Source organism: Colwellia psychrerythraea, assembly GCF_000764225.1.
In the GTDB taxonomy this organism is placed as follows: Bacteria; Pseudomonadota; Gammaproteobacteria; order Enterobacterales; family Alteromonadaceae; genus Colwellia; species Colwellia psychrerythraea_D.
Genome location: NZ_JQED01000047.1, coordinates 121,277 through 142,691, shown reverse-complemented (window position 1 = coordinate 142,691; position 21,415 = coordinate 121,277). Strand labels below are relative to the sequence as shown.

Annotated in this window: 22 protein-coding genes; 16 read left to right on the top strand and 6 right to left on the bottom strand. The window is 37.9% G+C overall.

The window, feature by feature from the left end; translation table 11 throughout:
• Window positions 1–6: 6 nt before the first annotated feature.
• The 5 genes from ND2E_RS04335 to ND2E_RS04345 all read left to right on the top strand — a co-directional run bounded on the left by ND2E_RS04335 (window position 7) and on the right by ND2E_RS04345 (window position 6,982).
• Window positions 7–354 (top strand): virulence RhuM family protein, encoded by a 348-nt coding sequence (locus tag ND2E_RS04335; protein ID WP_052056879.1) that lies wholly within the window; start codon window positions 7–9, stop codon window positions 352–354.
• Between the two features lie 201 nt (window positions 355–555).
• Complete coding sequence (locus ND2E_RS23395; protein WP_223303674.1) at window positions 556–1,041, top strand: PDDEXK family nuclease; 486 nt, start codon at window positions 556–558, stop codon at window positions 1,039–1,041.
• A 43-nt stretch (window positions 1,042–1,084) separates the two neighbouring features.
• Complete coding sequence (locus ND2E_RS23390; RefSeq protein WP_223303673.1) at window positions 1,085–1,696, top strand: DUF4268 domain-containing protein; 612 nt, start codon at window positions 1,085–1,087, stop codon at window positions 1,694–1,696.
• A gap of 82 nt (window positions 1,697–1,778) precedes the next feature.
• Window positions 1,779–3,767, top strand: a complete 1,989-nt coding sequence (locus ND2E_RS04340) for an RNA-binding domain-containing protein (RefSeq protein ID WP_081962095.1) — start codon at window positions 1,779–1,781, stop codon at window positions 3,765–3,767.
• Window positions 3,764–6,982 (top strand): type I restriction endonuclease subunit R, encoded by a 3,219-nt coding sequence (locus ND2E_RS04345; protein WP_033095178.1) that lies wholly within the window; start codon window positions 3,764–3,766, stop codon window positions 6,980–6,982. Before ND2E_RS04340 ends, ND2E_RS04345 begins: the two co-directional genes overlap by 4 nt.
• A gap of 403 nt (window positions 6,983–7,385) precedes the next feature.
• On the opposite strand, the gene ND2E_RS04350 is transcribed toward ND2E_RS04345, so the two are convergent.
• A complete protein-coding gene (locus tag ND2E_RS04350) occupies window positions 7,386–9,611 on the bottom strand; it encodes an alpha-N-acetylglucosaminidase (protein ID WP_033095177.1) in 2,226 nt (741 codons plus the stop codon).
• 1,063 nt (window positions 9,612–10,674) lie between these two features.
• Between ND2E_RS04350 and ND2E_RS04355 the strand changes: the two genes are divergently transcribed.
• Window positions 10,675–11,409 (top strand): PEP-CTERM sorting domain-containing protein, encoded by a 735-nt coding sequence (locus ND2E_RS04355; protein ID WP_033095176.1) that lies wholly within the window; start codon window positions 10,675–10,677, stop codon window positions 11,407–11,409.
• A gap of 418 nt (window positions 11,410–11,827) precedes the next feature.
• Window positions 11,828–12,580 (top strand): PEP-CTERM sorting domain-containing protein, encoded by a 753-nt coding sequence (locus ND2E_RS04360; protein ID WP_033095175.1) that lies wholly within the window; start codon window positions 11,828–11,830, stop codon window positions 12,578–12,580.
• Window positions 12,581–12,772: 192 nt separating this feature from the next.
• Here ND2E_RS04360 and ND2E_RS0121855 read toward each other — a convergent pair whose 3' ends face one another.
• The 3 genes from ND2E_RS0121855 to ND2E_RS04370 form a co-directional block, all read right to left on the bottom strand.
• A complete protein-coding gene (locus tag ND2E_RS0121855) occupies window positions 12,773–12,967 on the bottom strand; it encodes a hypothetical protein (protein ID WP_033095174.1) in 195 nt (64 codons plus the stop codon).
• A gap of 94 nt (window positions 12,968–13,061) precedes the next feature.
• Window positions 13,062–13,181, bottom strand: coding sequence for a putative transporter small subunit (locus ND2E_RS23385; RefSeq protein WP_223303672.1), 120 nt, complete (start codon window positions 13,179–13,181; stop codon window positions 13,062–13,064).
• 18 nt (window positions 13,182–13,199) lie between these two features.
• On the bottom strand, window positions 13,200–14,831 hold the full coding sequence (locus ND2E_RS04370) for a sodium:solute symporter family protein (protein ID WP_033095172.1): 1,632 nt from the start codon (window positions 14,829–14,831) through the stop codon (window positions 13,200–13,202).
• 592 nt (window positions 14,832–15,423) lie between these two features.
• Here ND2E_RS04370 and ND2E_RS0121850 point away from each other — a divergent pair.
• The 9 genes from ND2E_RS0121850 to ND2E_RS04395 all read left to right on the top strand — a co-directional run bounded on the left by ND2E_RS0121850 (window position 15,424) and on the right by ND2E_RS04395 (window position 19,704).
• The gene (locus tag ND2E_RS0121850) at window positions 15,424–15,606 is read left to right on the top strand and encodes a hypothetical protein (RefSeq protein ID WP_033095171.1); all 183 of its coding nucleotides are present in this window, start codon (window positions 15,424–15,426) and stop codon (window positions 15,604–15,606) included.
• A 374-nt stretch (window positions 15,607–15,980) separates the two neighbouring features.
• A complete protein-coding gene (locus ND2E_RS04375) occupies window positions 15,981–16,220 on the top strand; it encodes a type II toxin-antitoxin system Phd/YefM family antitoxin (protein WP_033095170.1) in 240 nt (79 codons plus the stop codon).
• Window positions 16,221–16,230: 10 nt separating this feature from the next.
• Complete coding sequence (locus tag ND2E_RS04380; RefSeq protein ID WP_033095169.1) at window positions 16,231–16,566, top strand: hypothetical protein; 336 nt, start codon at window positions 16,231–16,233, stop codon at window positions 16,564–16,566.
• A 682-nt stretch (window positions 16,567–17,248) separates the two neighbouring features.
• The gene (locus tag ND2E_RS04385; RefSeq protein ID WP_033095168.1) at window positions 17,249–17,434 is read left to right on the top strand and encodes a hypothetical protein; all 186 of its coding nucleotides are present in this window, start codon (window positions 17,249–17,251) and stop codon (window positions 17,432–17,434) included.
• Between the two features lie 189 nt (window positions 17,435–17,623).
• Window positions 17,624–17,764 (top strand): hypothetical protein, encoded by a 141-nt coding sequence (locus ND2E_RS23190; protein WP_190277859.1) that lies wholly within the window; start codon window positions 17,624–17,626, stop codon window positions 17,762–17,764.
• Entirely contained in the window at window positions 17,755–18,195 is a 441-nt protein-coding gene (locus tag ND2E_RS23185) for a hypothetical protein (protein ID WP_052056877.1), read from the top strand. Before ND2E_RS23190 ends, ND2E_RS23185 begins: the two co-directional genes overlap by 10 nt.
• A gap of 17 nt (window positions 18,196–18,212) precedes the next feature.
• Entirely contained in the window at window positions 18,213–18,566 is a 354-nt protein-coding gene (locus tag ND2E_RS04390; RefSeq protein WP_033095167.1) for a hypothetical protein, read from the top strand.
• A gap of 23 nt (window positions 18,567–18,589) precedes the next feature.
• Window positions 18,590–18,757 (top strand): hypothetical protein, encoded by a 168-nt coding sequence (locus ND2E_RS23180; RefSeq protein WP_190277862.1) that lies wholly within the window; start codon window positions 18,590–18,592, stop codon window positions 18,755–18,757.
• A gap of 197 nt (window positions 18,758–18,954) precedes the next feature.
• The gene (locus ND2E_RS04395) at window positions 18,955–19,704 is read left to right on the top strand and encodes an IS5 family transposase (protein ID WP_033095166.1); all 750 of its coding nucleotides are present in this window, start codon (window positions 18,955–18,957) and stop codon (window positions 19,702–19,704) included.
• A 14-nt stretch (window positions 19,705–19,718) separates the two neighbouring features.
• Here the strand turns inward: ND2E_RS04395 and ND2E_RS04400 are convergent, their stop codons facing one another.
• Both ND2E_RS04400 and ND2E_RS04405 read right to left on the bottom strand, forming a co-directional pair.
• A complete protein-coding gene (locus ND2E_RS04400) occupies window positions 19,719–20,030 on the bottom strand; it encodes a hypothetical protein (RefSeq protein WP_033095165.1) in 312 nt (103 codons plus the stop codon).
• Window positions 20,031–20,430: 400 nt separating this feature from the next.
• Complete coding sequence (locus ND2E_RS04405; protein WP_033095226.1) at window positions 20,431–21,303, bottom strand: WYL domain-containing protein; 873 nt, start codon at window positions 21,301–21,303, stop codon at window positions 20,431–20,433.
• Window positions 21,304–21,415 lie beyond the last annotated feature (112 nt).

Genomic DNA, 21,415 nt, shown 5'->3' with positions numbered 1-21,415 from the left:
ACAATAATGATAACTGAAGACCAGCAAGTACAGCTATTTCAAAGTGCTGATGGCGAAGTGCTGTTAGATGTGGCTTTACAGCAAAATACCGTTTGGTTGTCGCAAGCTCAAATTTGCAAGCTATTTGGACGTGAACGCTCGGTTATCACTAAGCATATTAATAATGTATTTAAAGAAGGCGAATTAGAGAAAGGTTCTGTATGTGCAAAAGATGCACATACTGCTGATGATGGGAAAACCTACCAAGTTCAGCATTTTAATTTAGATATCATTATATCGGTTGGTTACCGTGTCAAGTCTCAGCGGGGCGTGCAATTTAGGCAGTGGGCAACCAAAATACTCCGAAACTTATAATCGAATATATGAATCTGAGTTGCAAGATACAACATATAGCCAAAAAAGTGAGCGGGAGTCGTTAAAATACCTTAGACATTTTTTAAACAAAACAAACTTTGTAAATAATATGGTCGTTAGTTTAAATGTACTGGGTCAGGGTTCCCTACTTGAGGAACTAAGACAAGAATATGAAGTAGTAGACAAGGAAGTAATAAGACAATGTTCAAAATAGATCAAAGTTCAAATCGCATTTCACGCCTACAAAGTAAAAGCTTTACCGAATTAGGTTTTTCAGAGCGAAACCACCTACAAGAATGGTTAGCCTATCAACCCGATGCTTTTGGTGAAGAGTTATTAATTATTCTAAAAGAATTTGATGGTTTTGATGACACTCGTGAGCGTTTAGATTTATTGGCATTAGATAAAGACGGTAACTTGGTCATTATCGAGAATAAACTTGATGATACAGGTCGTGATGTAGTTTGGCAGGCACTTAAGTACGCTTCTTATTGCTCTAGCTTGAACAAGAAACAGATTGTTGAAATTTACCAAGGATACCTTCAACGTTACTGTGGAGGTGGGGATGCGAATCAGGCTATCTGTGACTTTCTTGAAGTCCCAGATTTAGGTGAAGTTTTACTAAACTCCGGTAATGAGCAACGAGTAATCTTTGTTGCTGCTAGCTACCGAAAAGAGGTTACTTAGTCATGGTATTCAGCTTCAGTGTTTTAAGGTGACCCCATATTCAATGAAGGTGGGTTCAACAGGCAGCAACTCTGAAGAATTGTTTTTAAATCTAGAGCAAATAATACCTACTCCTGAAGCTAAAGAATTAATGATTAGCATGAGTGCCAAAGAGTCTGATGAAAAGAAAACTGAACAAGAGTTAAAGACTCGCCACACGTTGAGGTTGGCATTTTGGGAAAAAGCATTAGAAGTGATGCGCGATAGTCATTGCGATTTGTACAACAACATTAATCCAACAAAAGATCACTGGTTATGTGCAGGTTCAGGAGTCACAGGTTGTCCTTATTCAATGATTTTTGGTGCAAAAGAGATTAGAGTTGAAATTTGGTTAGGTCGTTCTAGTAAAGAAGATAATAAATTTATGTTTGATTGGCTTTATGAAAAAAGAGAGCAGATAGAGCAGCCGTTTGAGCAAGAAATTGAATGGTTGAGGCTAGATGATAAAAAGTCATCGCGCATTCAACTAAGTAAGGCTGTTAATGGCAAGGATCAAACCAATTGGACTGATTATATTGACTGGTTAGTGGTTCATATGAATAAACTTGAATCATCTTTAAAGCTTTTATTACCTGAGTTGAATACAGAGGTTAGAAGTAGGAGCAATAATGCCTAAAATGTTCTAAATAAAGTAACATCCTTGGTATGTCGGTATAGATGACGGTTTATTTGTCGGTTTAAAATTATTAAAAGTGTGAATGATGGAATTATTTGATATTACAACGTTAGAAGATATCTCCCTGCTTAAAGAGTCATCTGAGCTTGAATGTAAACTTGCAGGTGGTAGAGATGGCAAAGGTGCTGTACCTAAAGATATGTGGGAAAGCTATAGTGCTTTTGCTAATACGGATGGCGGCACCATTTTATTAGGCGTTAGAGAATCGAAAGGTAACTTCTCTATTGAAGGTATTCAAAATATAGAGAAAGTGAAAGCCGAAGTTTTTAATACTGCCAATTCTAACAAAGTAAGTACCGACCTACTATCTAACCAAGATGTTTATGCGGTTGATGTTGACGGTAAAGAAATTCTTGTAATACAAGTAAGGCGCGCAAAAAGAGAAGAGCGCCCTATTTTTCTCAATCACACTCCGTTAGGCAATAGTTACTTTCGTAAAAATGAATCGGATCAAAAGCTATCAGATGAACAAGTCAAACGTATGCTTGCTGAGCAAGTTAATGAGTCTAGGGATAGTGAAATATTAGAGCATTACTCTATGGACGATATTGAGCTAGATTCTTTAAAAGTTTATCGCCAAACTTATGCGAATTTAAATCCAAATCATAGCTGGAATGAACTATCAGAACAGGCTTTTTTGCAGCGCATTGGCGGTTGGCGTAAAGACAGAGATACGGGGAAAGAAGGGTTAACACTTGCAGGCTTATTAATGTTTGGTAATGACGGTGTAATTCAAGAAAAACTCCCTAACTATATGCTTGATTATCAAGAGCAACCTGCTGATACAACTGAACAACGATGGATAGATAGAATTGCCCCTGATGGCACATGGTCAGGGAACTTATATGATTTTTCACGCAAAGTTTACCGCAAATTGATAGAAGACCTTAAGGTGCCTTTTAGTCTTAAAGATGGTTTGCGACAAGATGATACACCTGTTCATAAAGCCTTACGTGAAGCGCTTGCTAATGTTTTAGTACATGCTGATTATACGGATAGAGCTTCTATTAAGGTCATTAAAAAACAAGACCTGTTTTATTTTAGAAACCCTGGCTTAATGCGAGTTCCGTTAGATGTGGCTTTCCAAGGAGGAGAGCCTGATTGTAGAAATAGAAACTTAGCCAAAATGTTTCGCTTTATTAAATTTGGCGAACAAGCGGGTTCTGGTATTCCTAATATTGTTAGTGGCTGGAATAGCCAGCATTGGCAAGCCCCTATTTTAATGGAAAAGAATATACCGAATGATCAAACGGTTTTAGAGCTAAGGATGGTGGACTTATATCCTAAAGAGATTAGAGAGAAGCTGATAAGTAGTTACGGGAGCAAATTTTCTCACTTAACTGAGTTTGAAAGAAGTATAGCTATTATTATTTATTCAGTTGCTTATAAAAGTCATCAGCAACTAGTTACACAAACGGGGGCGCATACAAGAGACATTACCCTTGCATTGGTTAAACTTGAAAAAGCTCAAATTATTTCTTCTTCTGGCGAGCATAAGAGTAAAGTGTATCACCAGCCAGATATATCGGTGCCAACACCTGACAATGTTGCAGGAAAGTTGTTAGCAGATTTTCTCTTTGTTTCAAATCCTCAAGCAGCTAATGATGAATTACAAAAGCAGGAGTTAAAACCGGAGCAAAAGCAGGAGTTAAAACCGGAGCAAAAGCAGGAGTTAAAACCGGAGCAAAATGGAAGGACTTCTGTTGAGGGTGTAGATGAAAAAAACAGGATTTTATGGCAACAATTAGAAGTAATTGCAAAGCCAATAAAAGAAGGTAGTAAGCGTACAACTACCAAATCTACAGTAAGAGAAACAATTTTAAAATTATGCACTGATAGGTATATAAATTTAGCCAGCTTATCACAATTATTGGACAGAGAGCCTAATGCTCTTCGTCGTAACTACTTGAATCCGTTAGTAGCAGAAGAACTACTATCCTTAGCATTCCCTACAACAAGAAATCACCCCCAACAAGCATATACTAAAACCCCAAAAGGAAATGAAAAATGATCACAGAAGATCAATTAGAGCAGCTATGCATTGAGTGGTTTAAAGAAACAGGCTATGACTATGCCAATGGTTATGACATTGCACCTGATGGTGATAGAGCTGAGCGTGACGATTATCGGCAGGTTATTTTAAAAGCTCGCTTGTTAAGCCAATTAGAAGTCATTAATTCTCATATCCCCATTGATGCATTAGAGCAGGCAATAGCAACGGTAATTAATGCCGACACTCCTGTATTAATCAAAAATAACAAACAACTGCACCAGTATTTACTTGAAGGCATACAGGTTGAATATAAAGAAAATGGTGAAGATAAAACAGATTACGTAAGGTTGATCGACTTTACTAATGTGAGTAAAAACCAATTCTTAGTGGTAAACCAATTTACTATTACAGGCACTAAAGGCAATCGTCGCCCAGATGTTATTGTTTTTATTAATGGTCTTCCTTTAGCGGTTATTGAACTTAAAAATCCTGCGGATAACTCGGCTGATATTTGGAGTGCTTACCAACAACTGCAAACCTACAAAGAAGAAGTTTCAGATCTTTTTGTTTTTAATGAGGCTTTAGTAGTAAGTGATGGGGTGGAAGCTAGAATAGGTTCTCTTACTGCTAATAAAGAGCGTTTTTTACCTTGGCGTACCGTCGATAATGAAAATGACAAGCCTATGCTGGAGTTTCGATTAGAAACACTCGTGCGTGGATTTTTTAAACCTGAATTGTTTTTAGATTACATACGTCACTTTGTTTTATTTGAAGAGTCAGGTAGTGCGCCAGCGGCCAATAGTGTAGGGATAATTAAAAAGATTGCAGGTTACCATCAATTTCATGCAGTACGCGCTGCGGTAGAGGCAACGGTTGTTGCAACTAGACAACCAGTAGATTTAGCAATGGTTGCTGAGCCAAGAGCTGACTATAACAGTAAGGTTAAAGCAGGCTCTGGTAAGGCTGGGGTTGTTTGGCATACGCAAGGCTCTGGTAAATCTATTTCTATGGTGTGTTATGCAGGCAAGTTAATGGCGCAACCTGCAATGAACAACCCGACTATTGTGATAGTGACTGACAGGAACGACCTTGACGGCCAGTTATACAATACCTTTGGTATGGCCGCAGACACGTTAAAGCAAACGCCCGTTCAAGCAACTGATAGAGATTCCTTACGTGATATTTTAACGGCTAAACAAGCAGGTGGTATTGTATTTACTACCGTACAAAAATTTGCTTTGCTTAAAGATAAAAATGGTGCTGGTGAAACTGCGCACCCAATATTAAGTGAGCGCACCAACCTTGTTGTGGTAAGTGATGAAGCACACCGCAGCCAGTATGGTGATAAAGCCAAGTTTAATGCTAAAACAGGTGAGTATACTTACGGCTATTCAAAATATATGCGTGATGCCTTGCCTAATGCCTCATTTATTGGTTTTACGGGTACGCCAATATCAGCAGAAGACAAAGATACACGTTCGGTATTTGGTGACTATGTTTCAATTTATGATATTCAAGATGCGGTTGAAGATGGTGCTACTGTACCTATTTACTATGAATCACGATTAGCAAAATTAGATATTCGACAAGATGAAATTGCAGCGCTAAATGACGATATTGATGAACTTTTACTTGAAGAAAGTGAAGGCGAAGAAGATGTAGGCACAAGAGAAGGCACTAAGTCTAAGTGGGCGGCATTAGAAAAACTTGTTGGCTCAGAGCCGCGTATAGAGCAAGTGGCTAAAGATTTGGTTCAGCATTATGAAACTCGTGTGGCTTCTTTTCCTGGTAAAGCGATGATTGTTGGTATGAGCCGCGAAATTTGTGTTCATATCTACAATGCACTTGTTGCCCTTCGACCAGAATGGCATGACGATGATCCTGCTAAGGGTGCTATTAAAATAGTAATGACGGGTTCAGCCTCAGATAAAGCTTTATTTCAGCCACATATTCATAATAAAGAAACTAAAAAGCTATTTGAAAAACGCTATAAAGACGTGAAAGACCCGCTACAAATAGTGATTGTTCGTGACATGTGGTTAACAGGTTTTGATGCGCCCAATTGTCATACCATGTATATCGACAAACCGATGAAAGGTCATAACTTAATGCAAGCCATAGCGAGGGTTAACCGTGTTTTTAAAGACAAGCCTGGCGGTTTAGTGGTTGATTATATCGGTATTGCGAATGAGTTGAAGAATGCCTTAAAAACCTATACCGATTCAAAAGGTAAAGGACAGCCAACCTTAGATAACCATGAAGCCTTTTCAATATTGCTAGAAAAGATTGAAGTGTTACAGAGTATGATGGCTGGTTTTGATTATTCAGACTTTGCCAATAACGCGCTGACATTATTACCTGGTGCGATGAATCACATTTTAAGTCTACCTAACCCTGGTAATGGCAAGCTTGATGGTAAAAAACGATTTTTTGATGTAATGGCTCCGCTTGCTAAAGCGTACACCCTTTGTAGTACCTTAGATGAAGCAGCAGAGTATAAAAAAGAAATCGCTTTCTTTAGCGCGATTAAAGCTGCCCTTAGTAAATATACAGGAACTGATAAACGTAGAGCCGACGAAGAAAAGCATTCTGCAATGAAGCAAATAATTGATAACGCGATTGTTGCTGAAGGGGTGGTTGATATATTTGATTCTGTTGGTTTAGAAAAGCCAAATATTGGCTTGTTGTCTGAAGAGTTTCTTGAAGATGTTCGCAATATGCCGCAGCGTAATCTTGCTGTTGAATTATTAGAAAAACTTCTAAAAGACGAAGTTAAAGCTCGAATGAAAAATGATGTGGTTTCTGAAAAAGCTTACTCTGATCGAATTATGGAAACACTGCGAAAATATCATAATCGCGGTATTGAAACAGCTCAAGTTATTGAAGAGCTGATCAAAATGGCAAAAGAAATAGAAGAAGACTTAGCTCAAGCTGAAAAGCTAGGTATGAACCCTGACGAAATAGCTTTTTATCGAGCGCTTATTCAAAATGAAAGTGCAGTGAAAGAGCTAGGCGATGATCAGCTGCGTGGGCTAGCAATAGAAATAACACAGAAGCTGCGAAAATCTACTACTGTTGATTGGCAAAAGCGCGACAGTGTTAGAGCAAGGTTAAGAAACCTTGTAAGGCGAGCATTACGTCGCTGGAAGTATCCACCCGATAAATCTGATGAAGCTATCGATTTGTGTTTACAGCAAGCTGAAGTGTTAAGTAACTTGTGGACGGCAGCTTAATTCCCACTGAAATAGAGCATTTTGAATGATCACTTAGTTAGTCTGATTGATATTACTTCCTCTTTAATATCAATCAAGGAGGTTTTAGTTCCACTAAGAAGGCTTTATAGGGGGATTCATCGCATTTTATACGTAAGTATTAATTAACCAATAAACTCAAGTTTCTCTGTAGTCCCAATACTGACAAGGGGGGATTGAAAATCTTGTAGATTTGAGTCCTGTATGAGTACACTTCTAGATGAAAAATAATTAAAAAATATCAAGTTAAGTTTATTTAGGGCGGGTGATAGTTATAAAAAAAAGGGGGAGCAAAGCTCCCCCCAAAAGTACCACAGGGAGTGTGTGGTTTCCCTTATCTCGTCATGGGAAAGTCATTTCTTAACGAGATATGTGATTTGTCTGCTCACTGAGCATTAACGGTTAGTAAAAGCGCTTTCGCTAACTCATAAGGTGTTTTTAAGTTTTCTTGGTTGGTTTCTTCTTTTGCTTGAGTTTTAACCCAGTTATCTTCAAATATCCATAAGTTTGGCGGGGTAGCTTCAGTATGACCTGTTAATAAAGCCTCTTTATAATTTAAAAAGCTTACCCACCTTGGGTAGTAGTAATCTTTAATTAAACCAGACCATTCACGGTTTGAATAATCTTGTAAATTAGAATCTATCGGTGCCCAAGTAGTGATAATTCGTTTTGAGTTTTCTTCAAAGATTTTTTGATCGTCTGCATTGTCGGCAAATGTATTTGCTTTATTAAGCCAGTTACTCAGGGTGAATTCTTCAATAGAGCTTAAGAGATCATCTTGAACCAACATTGTTTCTAAGAATAAATCCTTCTGTTTTTTGAAGTCGGCTACATTTTTTCGCTGATAGCTTTTATTTAGTTTGGCCAGTATTTTTCTGCCTTTATTGGCAACAACTTGCCTTGCCACATCAGTAAGATCGTATTGGTATGTTTCTATATCTTTTAATTTACTGCCTGCCTCGACTAATAAAGAAAGGGCATTCTCGAGTGCTTTTTCATTATAATATGGCCCGTAATTAGGAGCCCAGCTAGAAGCTTTTAAGGTTGTAAGCGAAGGGCGAGCAGTAAAAATATTTTCGATGGTTCCCTCTCGGTGGTATGGGCCTGAATGATACACGGTATCAGCTAATATCCGCCATGCAGCTTGAGCATGCGGGTTGGTTGCTCCGTATCTTCTTTCGCTGTAATCATCAAGCCATTGTCCTATATCCTGATAGCCTGCATTTCTGTCGCGCCAACGCATATCAAACATAAAGTCCATCACTACAGGGTTTTGTTCAATACCCTCCATGGCCATACCTAAACCAATCAAATTGTCTTGGTTGGCATTGTTAAATACCCCTAAAGGTGAAAACTGTTGAGCAATAGTGTCTAAATTCCCTGTTAAACCCGAGTTGCCACCAAAGTTTTGAATGATAGACCATGCCCAAGGCATGCCTTCAAATGCGGCATTGTTAGTGCCATCTCTATTCCAAGCGGGGCTTTCGTCTCCCCACAGATCTATCACCAAGGTATTGTCTATACTGAGAGAGCTAAGGAGATCTTTTCTTGGATTCCCATGCCAAGCCTGCAAAACCCAGACTGAGTCTTCATCATGGTCGAGCATTGACTGTTGGATTTTATTGGCTGCAGCGGGTACTAAAATGCCTGAGGTTTTTCCACCTTCATGGAAAGGATCCGCAGCAAAGTAGTTAACCTCGCCAAATACTTCCTCGATGGCGGCATAATAATGTTTAGCAAGTAGTGAAAAGGTTGTTTGGTTTGGGTTTATTAACGAGGGTCTGTCATAACCACCAGCCCAGCCTCCTTGAGGTAGAATAAAGGGCTTGGTTACCGACTCACTTGCACTATTTCTGTTGGCAAAATCATTGGGGACTAACCCATAATAACCTGGAAGTACGGGGGTCATATCAAGTTCACGTAATCTATTGGCAATTTTTCGTCCCAATACTTTACGGTTATTAACTAAACTCTGGCTTATGGCGTCATTCGTTGAGTAAATATTACCCATAAGTTGCCAAGGTATATGGGCGGGAAGTACTAACCAACTCCTGATTTCTTCTTCGGTGTAGCCAAAATGGATAAATGTTGAAATATAGACACTTTCAATACCTGAAATAATTAAAGGGTGTGTTATACCATTTAACGCCATTAAATCTATTTCTCTTTCCCACTCTTCCCATGACCAGTAGGGGGTTGAATAACCATGTGCGGTAAAGTTAAATTGATAATAAAGATCAACAGGGCTGGTTTTTACTATTTTATCAAATGAAGCAGGGACTGTTACTTTATCTACTCTATCTCTCCCCCATGAGAAATGAGCTTGTTTGGTTACTCTGAGGTAGGTATGAAAAGCACTGGCGACTGCGGTAATATTATTACCTCGTAAAACAATTTTCTTATCGACTAATTCAACTTCAAATAGCGACTTATTGTTCTTAGGTTCAATTTTTTCTATGTGAAAAATATCATTTTTGCCAATTAATCTTTCAATTAAGTTAGCACTGTTTTGTTTAAATTCATCAACGCTTTGTGCTTGAGAATTGTAACTACAAACCAACAGCATAATTAAACTGATAATAGCGGAACGATAATTTTTTATATTTTTCATAAATAATCCAAAAGGATAAAAGATTTTTTGTTAGTTTGATATTGTTTGGCAATAAGGATTTTCTCAAGTCACCTTACTATACCCGTTACCATTCAAAGTGCTCGATTTCAGTGGGAATTAAAATGCCTTTAGGCAAGGAGAATAATTTAAGCATAGTCACTCTATGTTTTGATTATTTACCGCAGCATAAAGTCATTTTAAACCCATCGTAGAAGCGTTTGAGCAATTCCACTTCTTCGTTACAGTGACTTAGAAGGGAATAACCATTCCTTCATCAATGCGCCTTGAATTGAAATCGCTCAACCGCTCTGAAACATGCATATCGAATGGTAACGGGTATAAAATAGATAAACTATTACGCTTTGCTAAATCTAAGTACCGTCTATTTTCTCAATTATAGTTTGAGAATTACCTCTTATTATCGAATAATTCAGTCTGTTGAAATGAACTGACTATCGCTGTTGAGCTAACTTTAGAGGCTTTTATCAAGTAATAATTATTTGTCACATATCACACATCTTACATGTTGGCAGGGATAATATCAACACATTCTTCCGCTATCAATCAGGCGTAGAGTCGTAGTTTTGACTGTATATCCAAGCGACTTCAAAATGCTCGTTTCAGGACGCCTGAGCGACTCATGGTCAAGGCTTGTATTTTATTAATGGTTGTTCCCTTAATTAACTACATAACGATGAACATGATTTGCTCAGACGTCCCAGAATGGCTGGTTTAGAAGCGCTTTATACATCGTTATTAATTTCGACAATAGAATGACTATTCTCTTCAATCAATGCCTTGTCTAAAGGCATTTCTAATTCCAGCTGAATCCTGTATTTTGAAGTGGCTTGGGTATATACCATTCAAAAATCAAATGAACTTTAATCACTACGTAGAGTTGTGTCAGCTTTTTTTACATCTTTTCATTTATTTAATTTAAGGGATGAGTTATGCACCTGAAAAATTGAGGGTTTTACAGTCTGGTATGATCTGTGCTTATCATACAACCATACATCAATGCGTTACTCAGAAGAGCTACAAACTAGGTAGTAAGGATCATCAATTGAAACAAAATATGTTAAAACCATTATTTATTGCGTTAAATTTGTCTGTTATGTCGATTGCCAATGCAGGGCTTATTGAGATAGATACCAGTTTTGGTAATGGTGCCGACTCGTACATTCATAATGGAAACAAGGATAGCAATTACGGGAGTGCTAATACACTATTGTTGAGAAATGATGGTGATAATGGATGGCATCGCCAGAGTTATATTCGTTTTGATTTAAGTGATATTACTGAAACCGTGGCTAACGCCTCATTTGATTTAGCATTAACCTATAACATCCTCACCGATAATGATGCATTAGTCGCCAATGTATTTGATGTCGAAGTTTATGGTTTACTTGATAGCTCGGTTGGTAATAACTGGAGCGAGAATGCCATTACTTGGAACAATGCTGCGGGAAATAATGTTAACTCGAATGGCTTTACAAGCGACTTTTCATTATTGGGAACTCTCTCATTGAAGGACATAAATGTTGGCGATCGTTTTACACTTGATAACGACGCTTTAGTGAACTTTATCAACAATGATTCAGATAACTTAGTTACCTTAGGTTTAAGACGAGTTAATTCGGCAAGAACAGATAGCTCATTTCAATTTGCAAGTAAAGAAAATGCAAATAACGGTGCGCCGATGTTATCGTTAACTACTACAGCAGTGCCAGAGCCAGGAACACTCGCCATTTTTGGCTTGGGATTAATCGGCTTAGTAACAAGACGTTTTATTAAGTAATTTACTTCGCTATAAACTTATTGCTGGCTTAAAACAGTATTTTTTGGTCTATAGCAACCCTGTAACTTACTTTAGGTAATTTACAGGGATAAATTATATCTTTCAAACCCCTTTGACTTTAATCATAAAGCGATAAGGGCTAATTGAATATATACCGAGATAAGCACAAGTCTGGGCTGACTGAAATAAGCCTGTTTGGGTTGAATTTAATGCAAAAGCGATTTAATACAGGCTTTAATAAAAGCCATTATCACAAAGTAAAAATGACGTAAAAAAAGATCAGCACTAAAAGCTGGTTAGCGCTTAACCTTGCTAACAGCGGTGATTTAACAGCGCATTTAGTGCTGGTATGTTATCTGATAATGCTATGTTACCATGGGTGTTGTTGAACGCTTAAAATACAATAAGAGGACAAATTATGACAATTTGGAAATTAATAACCATTAGTTTTATTACTTTTACTTTAATAGCGACCGCAAATGCGGCTCCAATTACGCCCACGTGGGAGTCTAATTATGGCATGCTGAGTGATTTAAGTGATGATGATGATAACAATGAACTATTTGACTTAGGTTTCGATTTTACCTTTTATGGTACTGATTATGATGAAGTTTATGGCTCAACTAATGGTAGTCTTTTTTTTGATGATGAGGAAGATTTCGGAATAGGTAGTGACATAGAAGGTAGTTACGGACCAATGATTGCGGCTTTCTCTGCCGATCTTTGTCCTGAGTGTGACAGTGATAGTGAAATTTATACAAACACGCTTGGAACTGCTGGTGATATGAGATTTATAATGACCTGGCTTAATGTAATCGATTATGAGGAAGAGTTTTATAACAGTTTTCAAGCCATTCTATTTGAGAGTGGCTCAATTCAAGTTAATTATTTAGAGCTTAATGGTAGTGGTGAAGATAATGGCGATGATGTTATTGGTGTTTCCTCTGGAAATGGAACAAACTTTAATTACTTTATTGCAGATGATGGTAATGACAACGGTATCTACCCAAATGGTCAATCATTTTTATATAATTGGAATGCAGGCTCCGCGAATTATGACCTAGCCGTTGAAAACCTTTCTACATCTACTGTTTCTGTACCTGAGCCGTCTACCCTAGCTATTTTCGTATTAGGATTTATGGGGTTAGTATTACGTCGCTTTAAGAATTAATCTTATTTTATAGATGTTACGCTAGGCTGAGATGATGAATCTTAAATTTTAAGCCAAATCATGATCAAATAGACTCCTTATTCATAGGAGTCTACAACCCTGTCTATTTTTACCCCTTAGTTTCTGCCATCTCTTTTATTTTTACCACTGGCTAACTAGCTCATCCAGGCGGGATTACGCTTTGGTAGATTTTTAACCAAACAATACATCCGCTCTAAATATAGCATCCCAACATGCTCGCTGCATTTTTCCTGCAACACTATCTTTTAACGGATGCGACTTTATCAAGTTCAATAATTTACGTCTGATTGTGGCTAGGTTTCTCGCACCATCATCAACGTTGAGTTTTTGATACTGATCTGAACGTTCAACGCCAATTAAGTTCAAAGTATTTTTATTATACCGTGTTCTTTGTCAGAAATGCGTGAACCCACCCTGTCAACAGCCCCTAGCAATGTGTGACTTTTCTTTACTTCCTTACTTAGATTATGTCGTGGTCTTCGCGTTTAGCTTCCGCCATATCTTTAAAAAAAGCCCTGACTATAATGAATAGCACTACTGCCGAAATAACGGGCCATATCAAAATATAGAGTGATAACATAATATTGTACTCCTAGTTTTAATCATCAAAATGTTGAATGCGTTCATGGATCAACGCAAAATCAAAGCGTTCATTACTTGTTAGGCTAACCGCAGTACAAATCACGGTACTTGCACCGTAGGCAACTAAAGAACTAAGCAATACACTATAATCACGTAAAAAGTCGTGAAAATAGTATGCGCATAGCACTCCTACAATAGCCCCTGCGAGCAGCGCGACTTTGTGATTTGTAAAGCCAAAGAACATTAGGCCAATCACAGTACCGCCACCGATAGCGGCAATGAGCTCTAGACTTGAAGCCCATGCACTCACAAGTGAGAACCACTCAAAACGCACCGCACAAAATAAAATCAGACCGCCTAGCACAGCACTTAAGAAAGCACGATTGGTAACTCTTTCCCAGTAACAACTGGCAATAACAGGGAACACAAGTGTTCCCCATAATGCTCCGACAAAGACCAACATAACGAGTATATCGAGTGAGAAACTAGCTAGGATTAAGCCAAGCGCGGTCGCGATAATCATAGTTATACGCCCCAGTAGCAGCATTTTTTTATTGTCTATTTTCCTTTTAGCTAAGTTCTTGGCGTAGATATCCGTCATCACAATGGCAGAAAGTGCAGACAGATCTGAATCAGCCGTTGATGACAAAGAGCCAATAACTAAGATAAATAGCATGCCGATAGCAACAGCGGGCAAGTAGGCTGAAGCGACTTGTGGTATGAGGTTGTTCATATCACCATCATGAGGCGTAATACCCATGAATAGTGCCATCATACCTAGCATACCTAAACCGATAACAATTGAACCGTAGCCGAGTGTAGCTGTCACAAATGATGATTTAATCAGGTCTTTACGTACTGCAAAAAGTCGTTGTGCAATAGTTTGATTACCAATACCATAGGCAAGCACAGCGACAAAAAATGGTGCACCTTGTTCTAAAATTGCTTTAGTCGAGAATAAGTCGGCTTGTTCTGTGGTGATGATATCGAAACCTTGTAAGAGTGCTTCTGACCCGCCCATGTTGAAATAAACCCAAGGAATTAAAACAATAGCGACAACCATCATAGCAACAACCTGGGCGAAGTCTGTCAAGATAGACGCTCTAAAACCCGACCATAATGTGTAAGATAAAACGCCAATACCCGCGATTAATACACCGACTTCGAAAGACAGTGGAGTTAATACCGATACCAATGCGCCTGCAGCCGTGAAGTTAACCATTAGGCTGATAACACTACCGACTAAGTTTGAGATAGCTAATATTAGCTGGCTAGACGAGCCATGCCTTGCTTGCATTATTTCTGCTAAGGTACGAGCTCTCGGGGCTAGTTCACGGAAGCGCTGCCCGTAGGGATAAATAAATAATATCATTAAGGCTCCCCATAGCCCGTAGTGCAAAGAACCGGATAGACCGTATTTATAACCTGAACTCGCCGCTCCGTAAAAAGAGGCAGCCCAAATCCAGGTGGCGGTCATACTTGCTGCTGCGATTCCGAATCCGACTGCACCGTTGGCGACCATATAGCCATCAACGCTATCCGATTTTTTTGAAGCTAGAGTTGAGAAGATAAATGTAAGGCCATAAAAGCCAACTAATAATATCAGAGTTGTACTTATTGAAAATTGATAAAACACTGGGTTTAACATAGATATCCTTACGACTTTAGTTGTAGCGATAATTTAAATGCACGGATAAGAACAATGTTATGCTCTATTTTTGACACAGCACCATTACTATTTGCATTAGAAAAAATTACCGTGCCTTATTATACATTATTTCTAAGCGCTTTAACTTATTATTACTCTTTACTCAGGGTAAACGGGTTTAAACTATACAGATGTAGCCAACGGTGATTGCCTTCATTATATAAGCTTCATCCCAGCCCGCTTTTAGCCGTTTAGTTTTAACTCCTAATTTGATGCTTTTCTCATTCTTTCACTATATAAATTAACAGTTTGCTGACTTGTTAATTTTGAATCTGATGTCGCCAGTAACCATGGATTCTTTGCTAAATTTTTATACATTTTAGTATCTTTAGTAAATCGACTATTTCCTTTTCTACCTTTATTCTCACCATGATATATACCCAAACCACTTGGAAATGCTCGATTTCAGCAAGACGAGAATCGTGCCAAATACTAGGCTTACAATGTGTGGTGTGGCGTTTCCCACCCCCACTTTATAACGACGTAGTTGGTCGATTATCGCCTTGCCCTTTGGGTTTATACGGCAGTGAATATGTCTTACTATATATTACCGATAACATGGATGACGTTGCTAGGTAGTGTTGGTTTTGGAGCATCATCTTTAGGGCAAGTTATGGGATCTTCTGCAAAATCAGCTTCAGCACAAGGTGTTAAAGGTTCAAGTTGCGTGGCTGGTGGCGTAAAAGCTCAAGCAGTTAAAGCAGGTTCAAAATAAATTAATGACTGAATATATATACTCGCTTGTTGCGGGTATGTATATTCCAGCCAGCCATAGTTAAAATATTCTCTGATGTTAACTTTGCATTTCATTTCCGTATTTAATTCTAAAACCCTACCAACCGGTAACGGGGTTTTCCGTTTATTGTTCGGAATACCCTAAGTAAAACCAAAAACGCGCTTTCCTTTCCTATATAACACAAAAAGCTAATTCTATTATCGGGTTCTCCATCTAGCTCCGGTCTAAATTAGGTCAAAATATTGACGTCGGTCTAAATTTAGTCCACTATTACCTTGAGAGAGTAAAACCGTGTGGGTTATATCACACTAGCCGCTATATTGGTGGTGAGTGGGATGATATGGAGAGAGATAATGTTAGAAATCGCAAGCATCAGCGACATGAAAGCGCGAGCTGCTAATTTGCACGACGAGTTGGGCTACGAACCTTTGTTCGTAACTCAAAACGGGCGGGAATCTTTGGTGGTACAAACCCACGAAGCTTACGCCGAAGTGCAAGAAAAGCTGGCTTTTATGGAGTTATTAATAACTTCTCGAAAAGACATCAAGCAAGGTAGAGCAGCGCCTTTAGATGATTTTTTAGAGTCCATTTAAGGCAATAAAAATGAACGTAGGTATTACCATTTCAGAAAATGCACAGCATCATGTCAAGCAAACTATTACTTGGAACAGTAAAACCCAAGAACAGAGCGTCGTTAGAGATAATATCAAAAGTATTATTAGTGCTTGGAAAGAGAAAGTAAGTATCTTTCCTCATGGCGGGGTTCAATGTAAGTACCTTGATGATCCAGCATTTCAAGAAATGCTGCAAGGCGATTATCGCTTTGTGTACGAGTTAATGGAACTAGCGTCTGACGAAGTGGAGGTTGATCTACACATTTTCTGTCATCAACAAATGGATTATCAGACGTTATTGAAACGCGCCAAGCGTTTTACTTAATAGCTGACTCCGAAATCCGCCTTGAAAGGCGGATTTTTCATTTCAATTTCCTCTAAGTGCAACGGTTTTCCCCGAAGTCGGCATATAAGAACGGCTATAGAGTTTTGTAGTGTTGATATGAGCATGATTGCTGCCCGTTAATTACAGAATTTAGTGACTTGTTCGTATGAATGATTGCTGCATCTTTTAGGGTGATATAATTAATCACAATTAGACTAGGGGCTGTTGATCTTTCGAGATTACTTTTACAGCAACTTGTTTGGTATTTAGACAAGGAAGAGTATGTGACGTGTAGCTGGCTACTCGAACATACGATAACGTAGTATAAATTTCAAACAAGTGCTGCCCTTTAGGGTTCATTTAAAACAAATTTACTCATTGTTGCTCGCTTTTTTAATAGAACAACTATGATACAAAGCTCGCGCCGCGATTAAACCCGTTTTCAATTGAATAAATTTTAACCCTGAAAGATCAATAGAGCCAATTTATTATATGGTTTTTAAAATAAATTCAATAAGACAAATTGTGTTTCACAAAACAGACTTCAGATAAATGCCCAACGTTTTCCCCGAAGTTCCCTTTTATTGCACTCAACTTTAATGTATTAAAATTTATAAATTGAAATTAAATATACTTAACTGTATATTGTTTTATTAATTATTATTGCTGGGTGTATTTAGAATTGGATAGACAACAATTTAAAGATGAATATGAAAAGCGAGGTTGGACTCCAATACCTCTTGCAGAGCGTTGGGGTATTAGCAAGACTCGCATTCATCAAATTGCTGTGGAAGTAGAGCAAGGTCACAAAAAAGCACAGGCGTATATTGATATGCTTCATGGTTTGCCGCACCTGAAAATTAGTTAAATATATTTAACTGATAATATGCTCAAGTTAAGTAATTGAGTGAAGCACAATGGCATTTTCAACAGCACAATTAACCAAGTCACTAATTAATGGTATTGACACTTTAAGCTCTGACGAGTGGGTCGCTTTTTATGAAGAGTTATTTCATAAATGTAGTGCAGAACATGTTGAAGATATTAATACCTTGCTATGGATACGCAGGAGGCATTAGAAGAAAGGCTAAAATACGATGCGGAAAATAGCCAAGATTTTATTTGTGAAAAATTCTGTTTAAGTATTTACCAAGGGCTGATTGAAGAAAATGTAGATGGTGTATATCCATGTGCTTAATCAGTACAGGTGAAGCAGCCGAAGCAATGCTTAAAAGTGGTGGTTACTTTACTGCTGCCACTTTAGGTGTAAAGCTAGAGATTACAGCTAAAGAAGCATCGGGCTTACTCTATAACATTAGGGTAGGTAAAAAATACGAAACACTTGAAACTGAATTACCCAACAGAACAGTCAAGGTATTGTCGATTTTAGGTCGCAAAGTTAACAAAAGTGACTTATGGCGATTAGTTTTAGGTCTAGGAGCTGCAAGCGCTCTTGGTAGACAAAAATCTAGTAAGCTTTTTACGTGTTATCGAGAGACTTCACCTAACAATATGGTGCATGACCTTAATAAACGAAAGTATGTTATTGGTAGTGGTTTTAAGTCTGTTTATTTAGGCGATAAATGTCCTAAAGAATACTTAAAAAGTACAACAATAGTTTTTAACTAAATAGCAGGGAAAATTAAATGAAAAAATACGAATTTATGGGGTCTACAAATTGGATTTTTACAACACAAAAGGGTGATGAAGTAACTGTTGTTTATCGGGAGAGTGATTTTCTTATTAAACATAACGAAATGACTTCTCAATGCCCTCATGCATGGTTTGTGATCAGTGGAAATATAGACGAGTTTAACTCTTTATCACGTCAAGACAATCAAAGTATTGTTTCTGTTGGTATGTGTAATCCTGATACTGGCTTGTCTTTGCTGCATATAGCTATTGATACTAGCGAGCTGGAAAGTATCGAGGCTGATAGCTTTCTCAATAAATATTTAACTGTTGGCAAGCTAGATAAAGAAGATTGTATCTTTAATTAAGGGTAACTTTCACGGGAGAAGTGTTGACAAATAAAGGCAAGTTACTTCTTGTCAAGTTGTGGAATGAAAATAGAAAATCAGAAGATGTGGCAGTACAAGAGCGCGCCATAGAAATGTTGCATCGGGCATTTAACTCTCCTGAAGAGATGGTCATGTATTTCAAAGAGCATAACATTGAATATAAAAACTAAAGGGTAGTCCATAGTACCAGGAGAGGTTGAGGTTATGGAAAACGTTTTTTGCGCGTGGTTGTTCAGAAACAAAGGCCTTTAAGGTTGCTAATGATAACTATCATTGGTTAGGGGCTGTTGATCTTTGTTTGAATTTTGTACGTGAGTGACAATCTCGTATAATTCACTTCGCCAAAACCAAACTAAACGAGATTGTCATGCCCCGATTAATGCTCACTGATGAGCTGTGGTCGAAACTAAAAGCTATATTGCTTGAAGATAGAGTTTATAACAAGCTTGAACATCGACAAACGCTAGAAGGGATACTTTATCGTTTACGTGTGGGCTGTCCTTGGCGAGATTTACCTGAATGTTTTGGCTTATGGAATACGATTTATCGTCGGTTTCTTCTCTGGTCAAGAAAAGGCGTATTAATGAGGTTATTCAAGTCACTAGCCCAAAATAGCGATACTGAATGGGAATTCATCGATGGCAGTTATGTTAAAGCTCACCAATATAGTACAGGCGCGGCTTCAGAGCATGAACAAGCTATTGCTCTTAGTAGAGGTGGCAACACCAGTAAAATTCATTTAGCTGTTGATAGTTATGGCTTGCCGATTGAATTCATTATTACAGGTGGTGACGTTCATGACAGTAAAGTGGCGAATGAACTTATTGAATTGTTACCGCAGAGTGATTTTGTCATAGCAGACAAAGGTTATGATAGTGAGGCTATTAGGAACAAAGTTCGTGAACGAAACTCAAGCCCTGTAATACCTAGGAAGCAGAACTCGAAAATAGGAAATGGTGATATTGATTGGTGTTTGTATAAATACAGACACTTAGTTGAAAATGCCTTTGCAAGGCTGAAGCACTTTCGTGCCATAGCGACAAGATACGATAAATTAAAATTACAGTTTGAAAGTATGTTGGCTCTAGCATGTTCAATGATTTGGCTGCCAATGTGAAAGATCAACAGCCCCTAGCTAATACCTCTTTTTTTGAAATTGCTTTGTTCGTTTCCTACTCTTCCAACAAGCTTATTAAAGAGCGTTTTCGATTCAAATTCATTTGCTGTCATTGCGGATTTGATTATATAGTTTACTGCTTTATCCCAACCCATTTTTAATCCATTATCAGCAGAAATGACATCTAGAGCTTTATTGTAACTAAGATAGTTTTCAGTTTCTTTAGACGCTTTTCTAAGTGCTTTGGCATCGTCTTTACAGCGCTTGATTGTACGGCCAGAAGGGAATTGAAGTTGTTCATTTTTATTGCGGTTATTATTTTTCATAGGAATATCCTCGTATTTAGCACACGCTGCCACCTAACGCACACACGAAGTTATACGTAAAAAATAATTAGTAAATAGTAAAGATGACCTGTAGGGGTCTTTGCCAAGGGTGGCTAACAGGGTACTCAAAATCCCTGAAATCAATATATTAGAAAATAATAATTAATTCAAGGCTGATTTTTTATCTAGTTAAGCATACCCACTTTTATTAAGTGCTGTACTAGCAATTTCGAGGGGATGGGCTCCTTTATACTGCGTTAAAGGTGATCTGTCCCCAATAGATTATGAAAATTTTTTAATAAAAGTGTCCTGTTGAAGTTGGCCAGATCACCCTCTTACAGGGAAACAAATAGACAGATTATTTATTAGAAATAATATGAGCCTTTACTTGAGTAAATAATTACATATTTTCAGAATAGGAATATCCTGGAGCAATTATCATAGACTCGACTGATTCTAGTTCTTCTCTATTAATAAGGACTAAAGGAAATTCCTTGGGATTTAATTTATGCTTCTTTGAACAATCAACTCTCAGCTCTGACATAGCAAACCCCACTGTTACCTCTGACATTATCAACTCCTTCGTTTTGTTACTTTCAAGCTCAAGGTCTAATTCAATTGCAGCTGCATGTTGAAGTTTGGGGTGTGCTTTAAGCTTAATTAGGCGTTGCTGATTCCACGCATCATCCTTCGCTTTATTATGAGTATCTTTTTCTACCCCCCCTAAATTAACAGTCTGCTTTAATCGGCTAAATTTAAATGTTCTAAAAGAAGATGTTTGTAAGTCATAGGCTCGAAAATACCATGTCCCACAAGCTCTAAAGAGGCTATGAGGAGCTATTACGCGGCTAGATATTCCACTAGTAGTAGAAACATAATCAATATTTACGTATGAACACCTAACTATTGCTCTAGTTACCGGAGCAATAACATCTAATGATAAGCTTTTATTAATTGAGTGAATGCTTATCCCAAAATTAGAAATATTAAACTTGCTAATTAATTCACCCGTAGCCACATAATTTAACCCATCGTCAGTGAGATGTTTAAACTTAGGGATAAAGGTATCTGATGTAACGTACCCTAGGCGAGGTCCCAGATAGTTCGCTTGATTACTATGTTTTTTCAGATAAGATTTGATTGCTCTACTTGCTGTGGCTTCACCTATACCAAAACGCTCAACTAACTCCGAACGAGTAAATTGACCTTTAAATAACAGAAGAAAGTCTAGAAAACTAAATCGTTCTATCGTTTGAATGTCAGTATTATCCAACTTAAAGTCCAGTAAGTTATGAATCAAATGATACAATAACACAAGGCAACACCCAAAACAAAGCCTTTATATGCTTGGTATTTTACACTTTTTTATGTATCATATGATTCAA

What these genes read in the sequence shown, in the direction of transcription:
- ND2E_RS04395 (WP_033095166.1), top strand. Translation starts at nt 18,955, where the DNA reads ATGCCCCGATTAATGCTCACTGATGAGCTGTGGTCGAAACTAAAAGCT.
- ND2E_RS04375 (WP_033095170.1), top strand. Translation starts at nt 15,981, where the DNA reads ATGTTAGAAATCGCAAGCATCAGCGACATGAAAGCGCGAGCTGCTAAT.
- ND2E_RS0121850 (WP_033095171.1), top strand. Translation starts at nt 15,424, where the DNA reads ATGTCTTACTATATATTACCGATAACATGGATGACGTTGCTAGGTAGT.
- ND2E_RS04390 (WP_033095167.1), top strand. Translation starts at nt 18,213, where the DNA reads ATGAAAAAATACGAATTTATGGGGTCTACAAATTGGATTTTTACAACA.
- ND2E_RS23395 (WP_223303674.1), top strand. Translation starts at nt 556, where the DNA reads ATGTTCAAAATAGATCAAAGTTCAAATCGCATTTCACGCCTACAAAGT.
- ND2E_RS04340 (WP_081962095.1), top strand. Translation starts at nt 1,779, where the DNA reads ATGATGGAATTATTTGATATTACAACGTTAGAAGATATCTCCCTGCTT.
- ND2E_RS04350 (WP_033095177.1), bottom strand. Translation starts at nt 9,611, where the DNA reads ATGAAAAATATAAAAAATTATCGTTCCGCTATTATCAGTTTAATTATG.
- ND2E_RS04370 (WP_033095172.1), bottom strand. Translation starts at nt 14,831, where the DNA reads ATGTTAAACCCAGTGTTTTATCAATTTTCAATAAGTACAACTCTGATA.
- ND2E_RS23390 (WP_223303673.1), top strand. Translation starts at nt 1,085, where the DNA reads ATGAAGGTGGGTTCAACAGGCAGCAACTCTGAAGAATTGTTTTTAAAT.
- ND2E_RS04360 (WP_033095175.1), top strand. Translation starts at nt 11,828, where the DNA reads ATGACAATTTGGAAATTAATAACCATTAGTTTTATTACTTTTACTTTA.
- ND2E_RS23185 (WP_052056877.1), top strand. Translation starts at nt 17,755, where the DNA reads ATGTGCTTAATCAGTACAGGTGAAGCAGCCGAAGCAATGCTTAAAAGT.
- ND2E_RS23385 (WP_223303672.1), bottom strand. Translation starts at nt 13,181, where the DNA reads ATGTTATCACTCTATATTTTGATATGGCCCGTTATTTCGGCAGTAGTG.
- ND2E_RS04345 (WP_033095178.1), top strand. Translation starts at nt 3,764, where the DNA reads ATGATCACAGAAGATCAATTAGAGCAGCTATGCATTGAGTGGTTTAAA.
- ND2E_RS04400 (WP_033095165.1), bottom strand. Translation starts at nt 20,030, where the DNA reads ATGAAAAATAATAACCGCAATAAAAATGAACAACTTCAATTCCCTTCT.
- ND2E_RS23190 (WP_190277859.1), top strand. Translation starts at nt 17,624, where the DNA reads ATGGATACGCAGGAGGCATTAGAAGAAAGGCTAAAATACGATGCGGAA.
- ND2E_RS04380 (WP_033095169.1), top strand. Translation starts at nt 16,231, where the DNA reads ATGAACGTAGGTATTACCATTTCAGAAAATGCACAGCATCATGTCAAG.
- ND2E_RS04335 (WP_052056879.1), top strand. Translation starts at nt 7, where the DNA reads ATGATAACTGAAGACCAGCAAGTACAGCTATTTCAAAGTGCTGATGGC.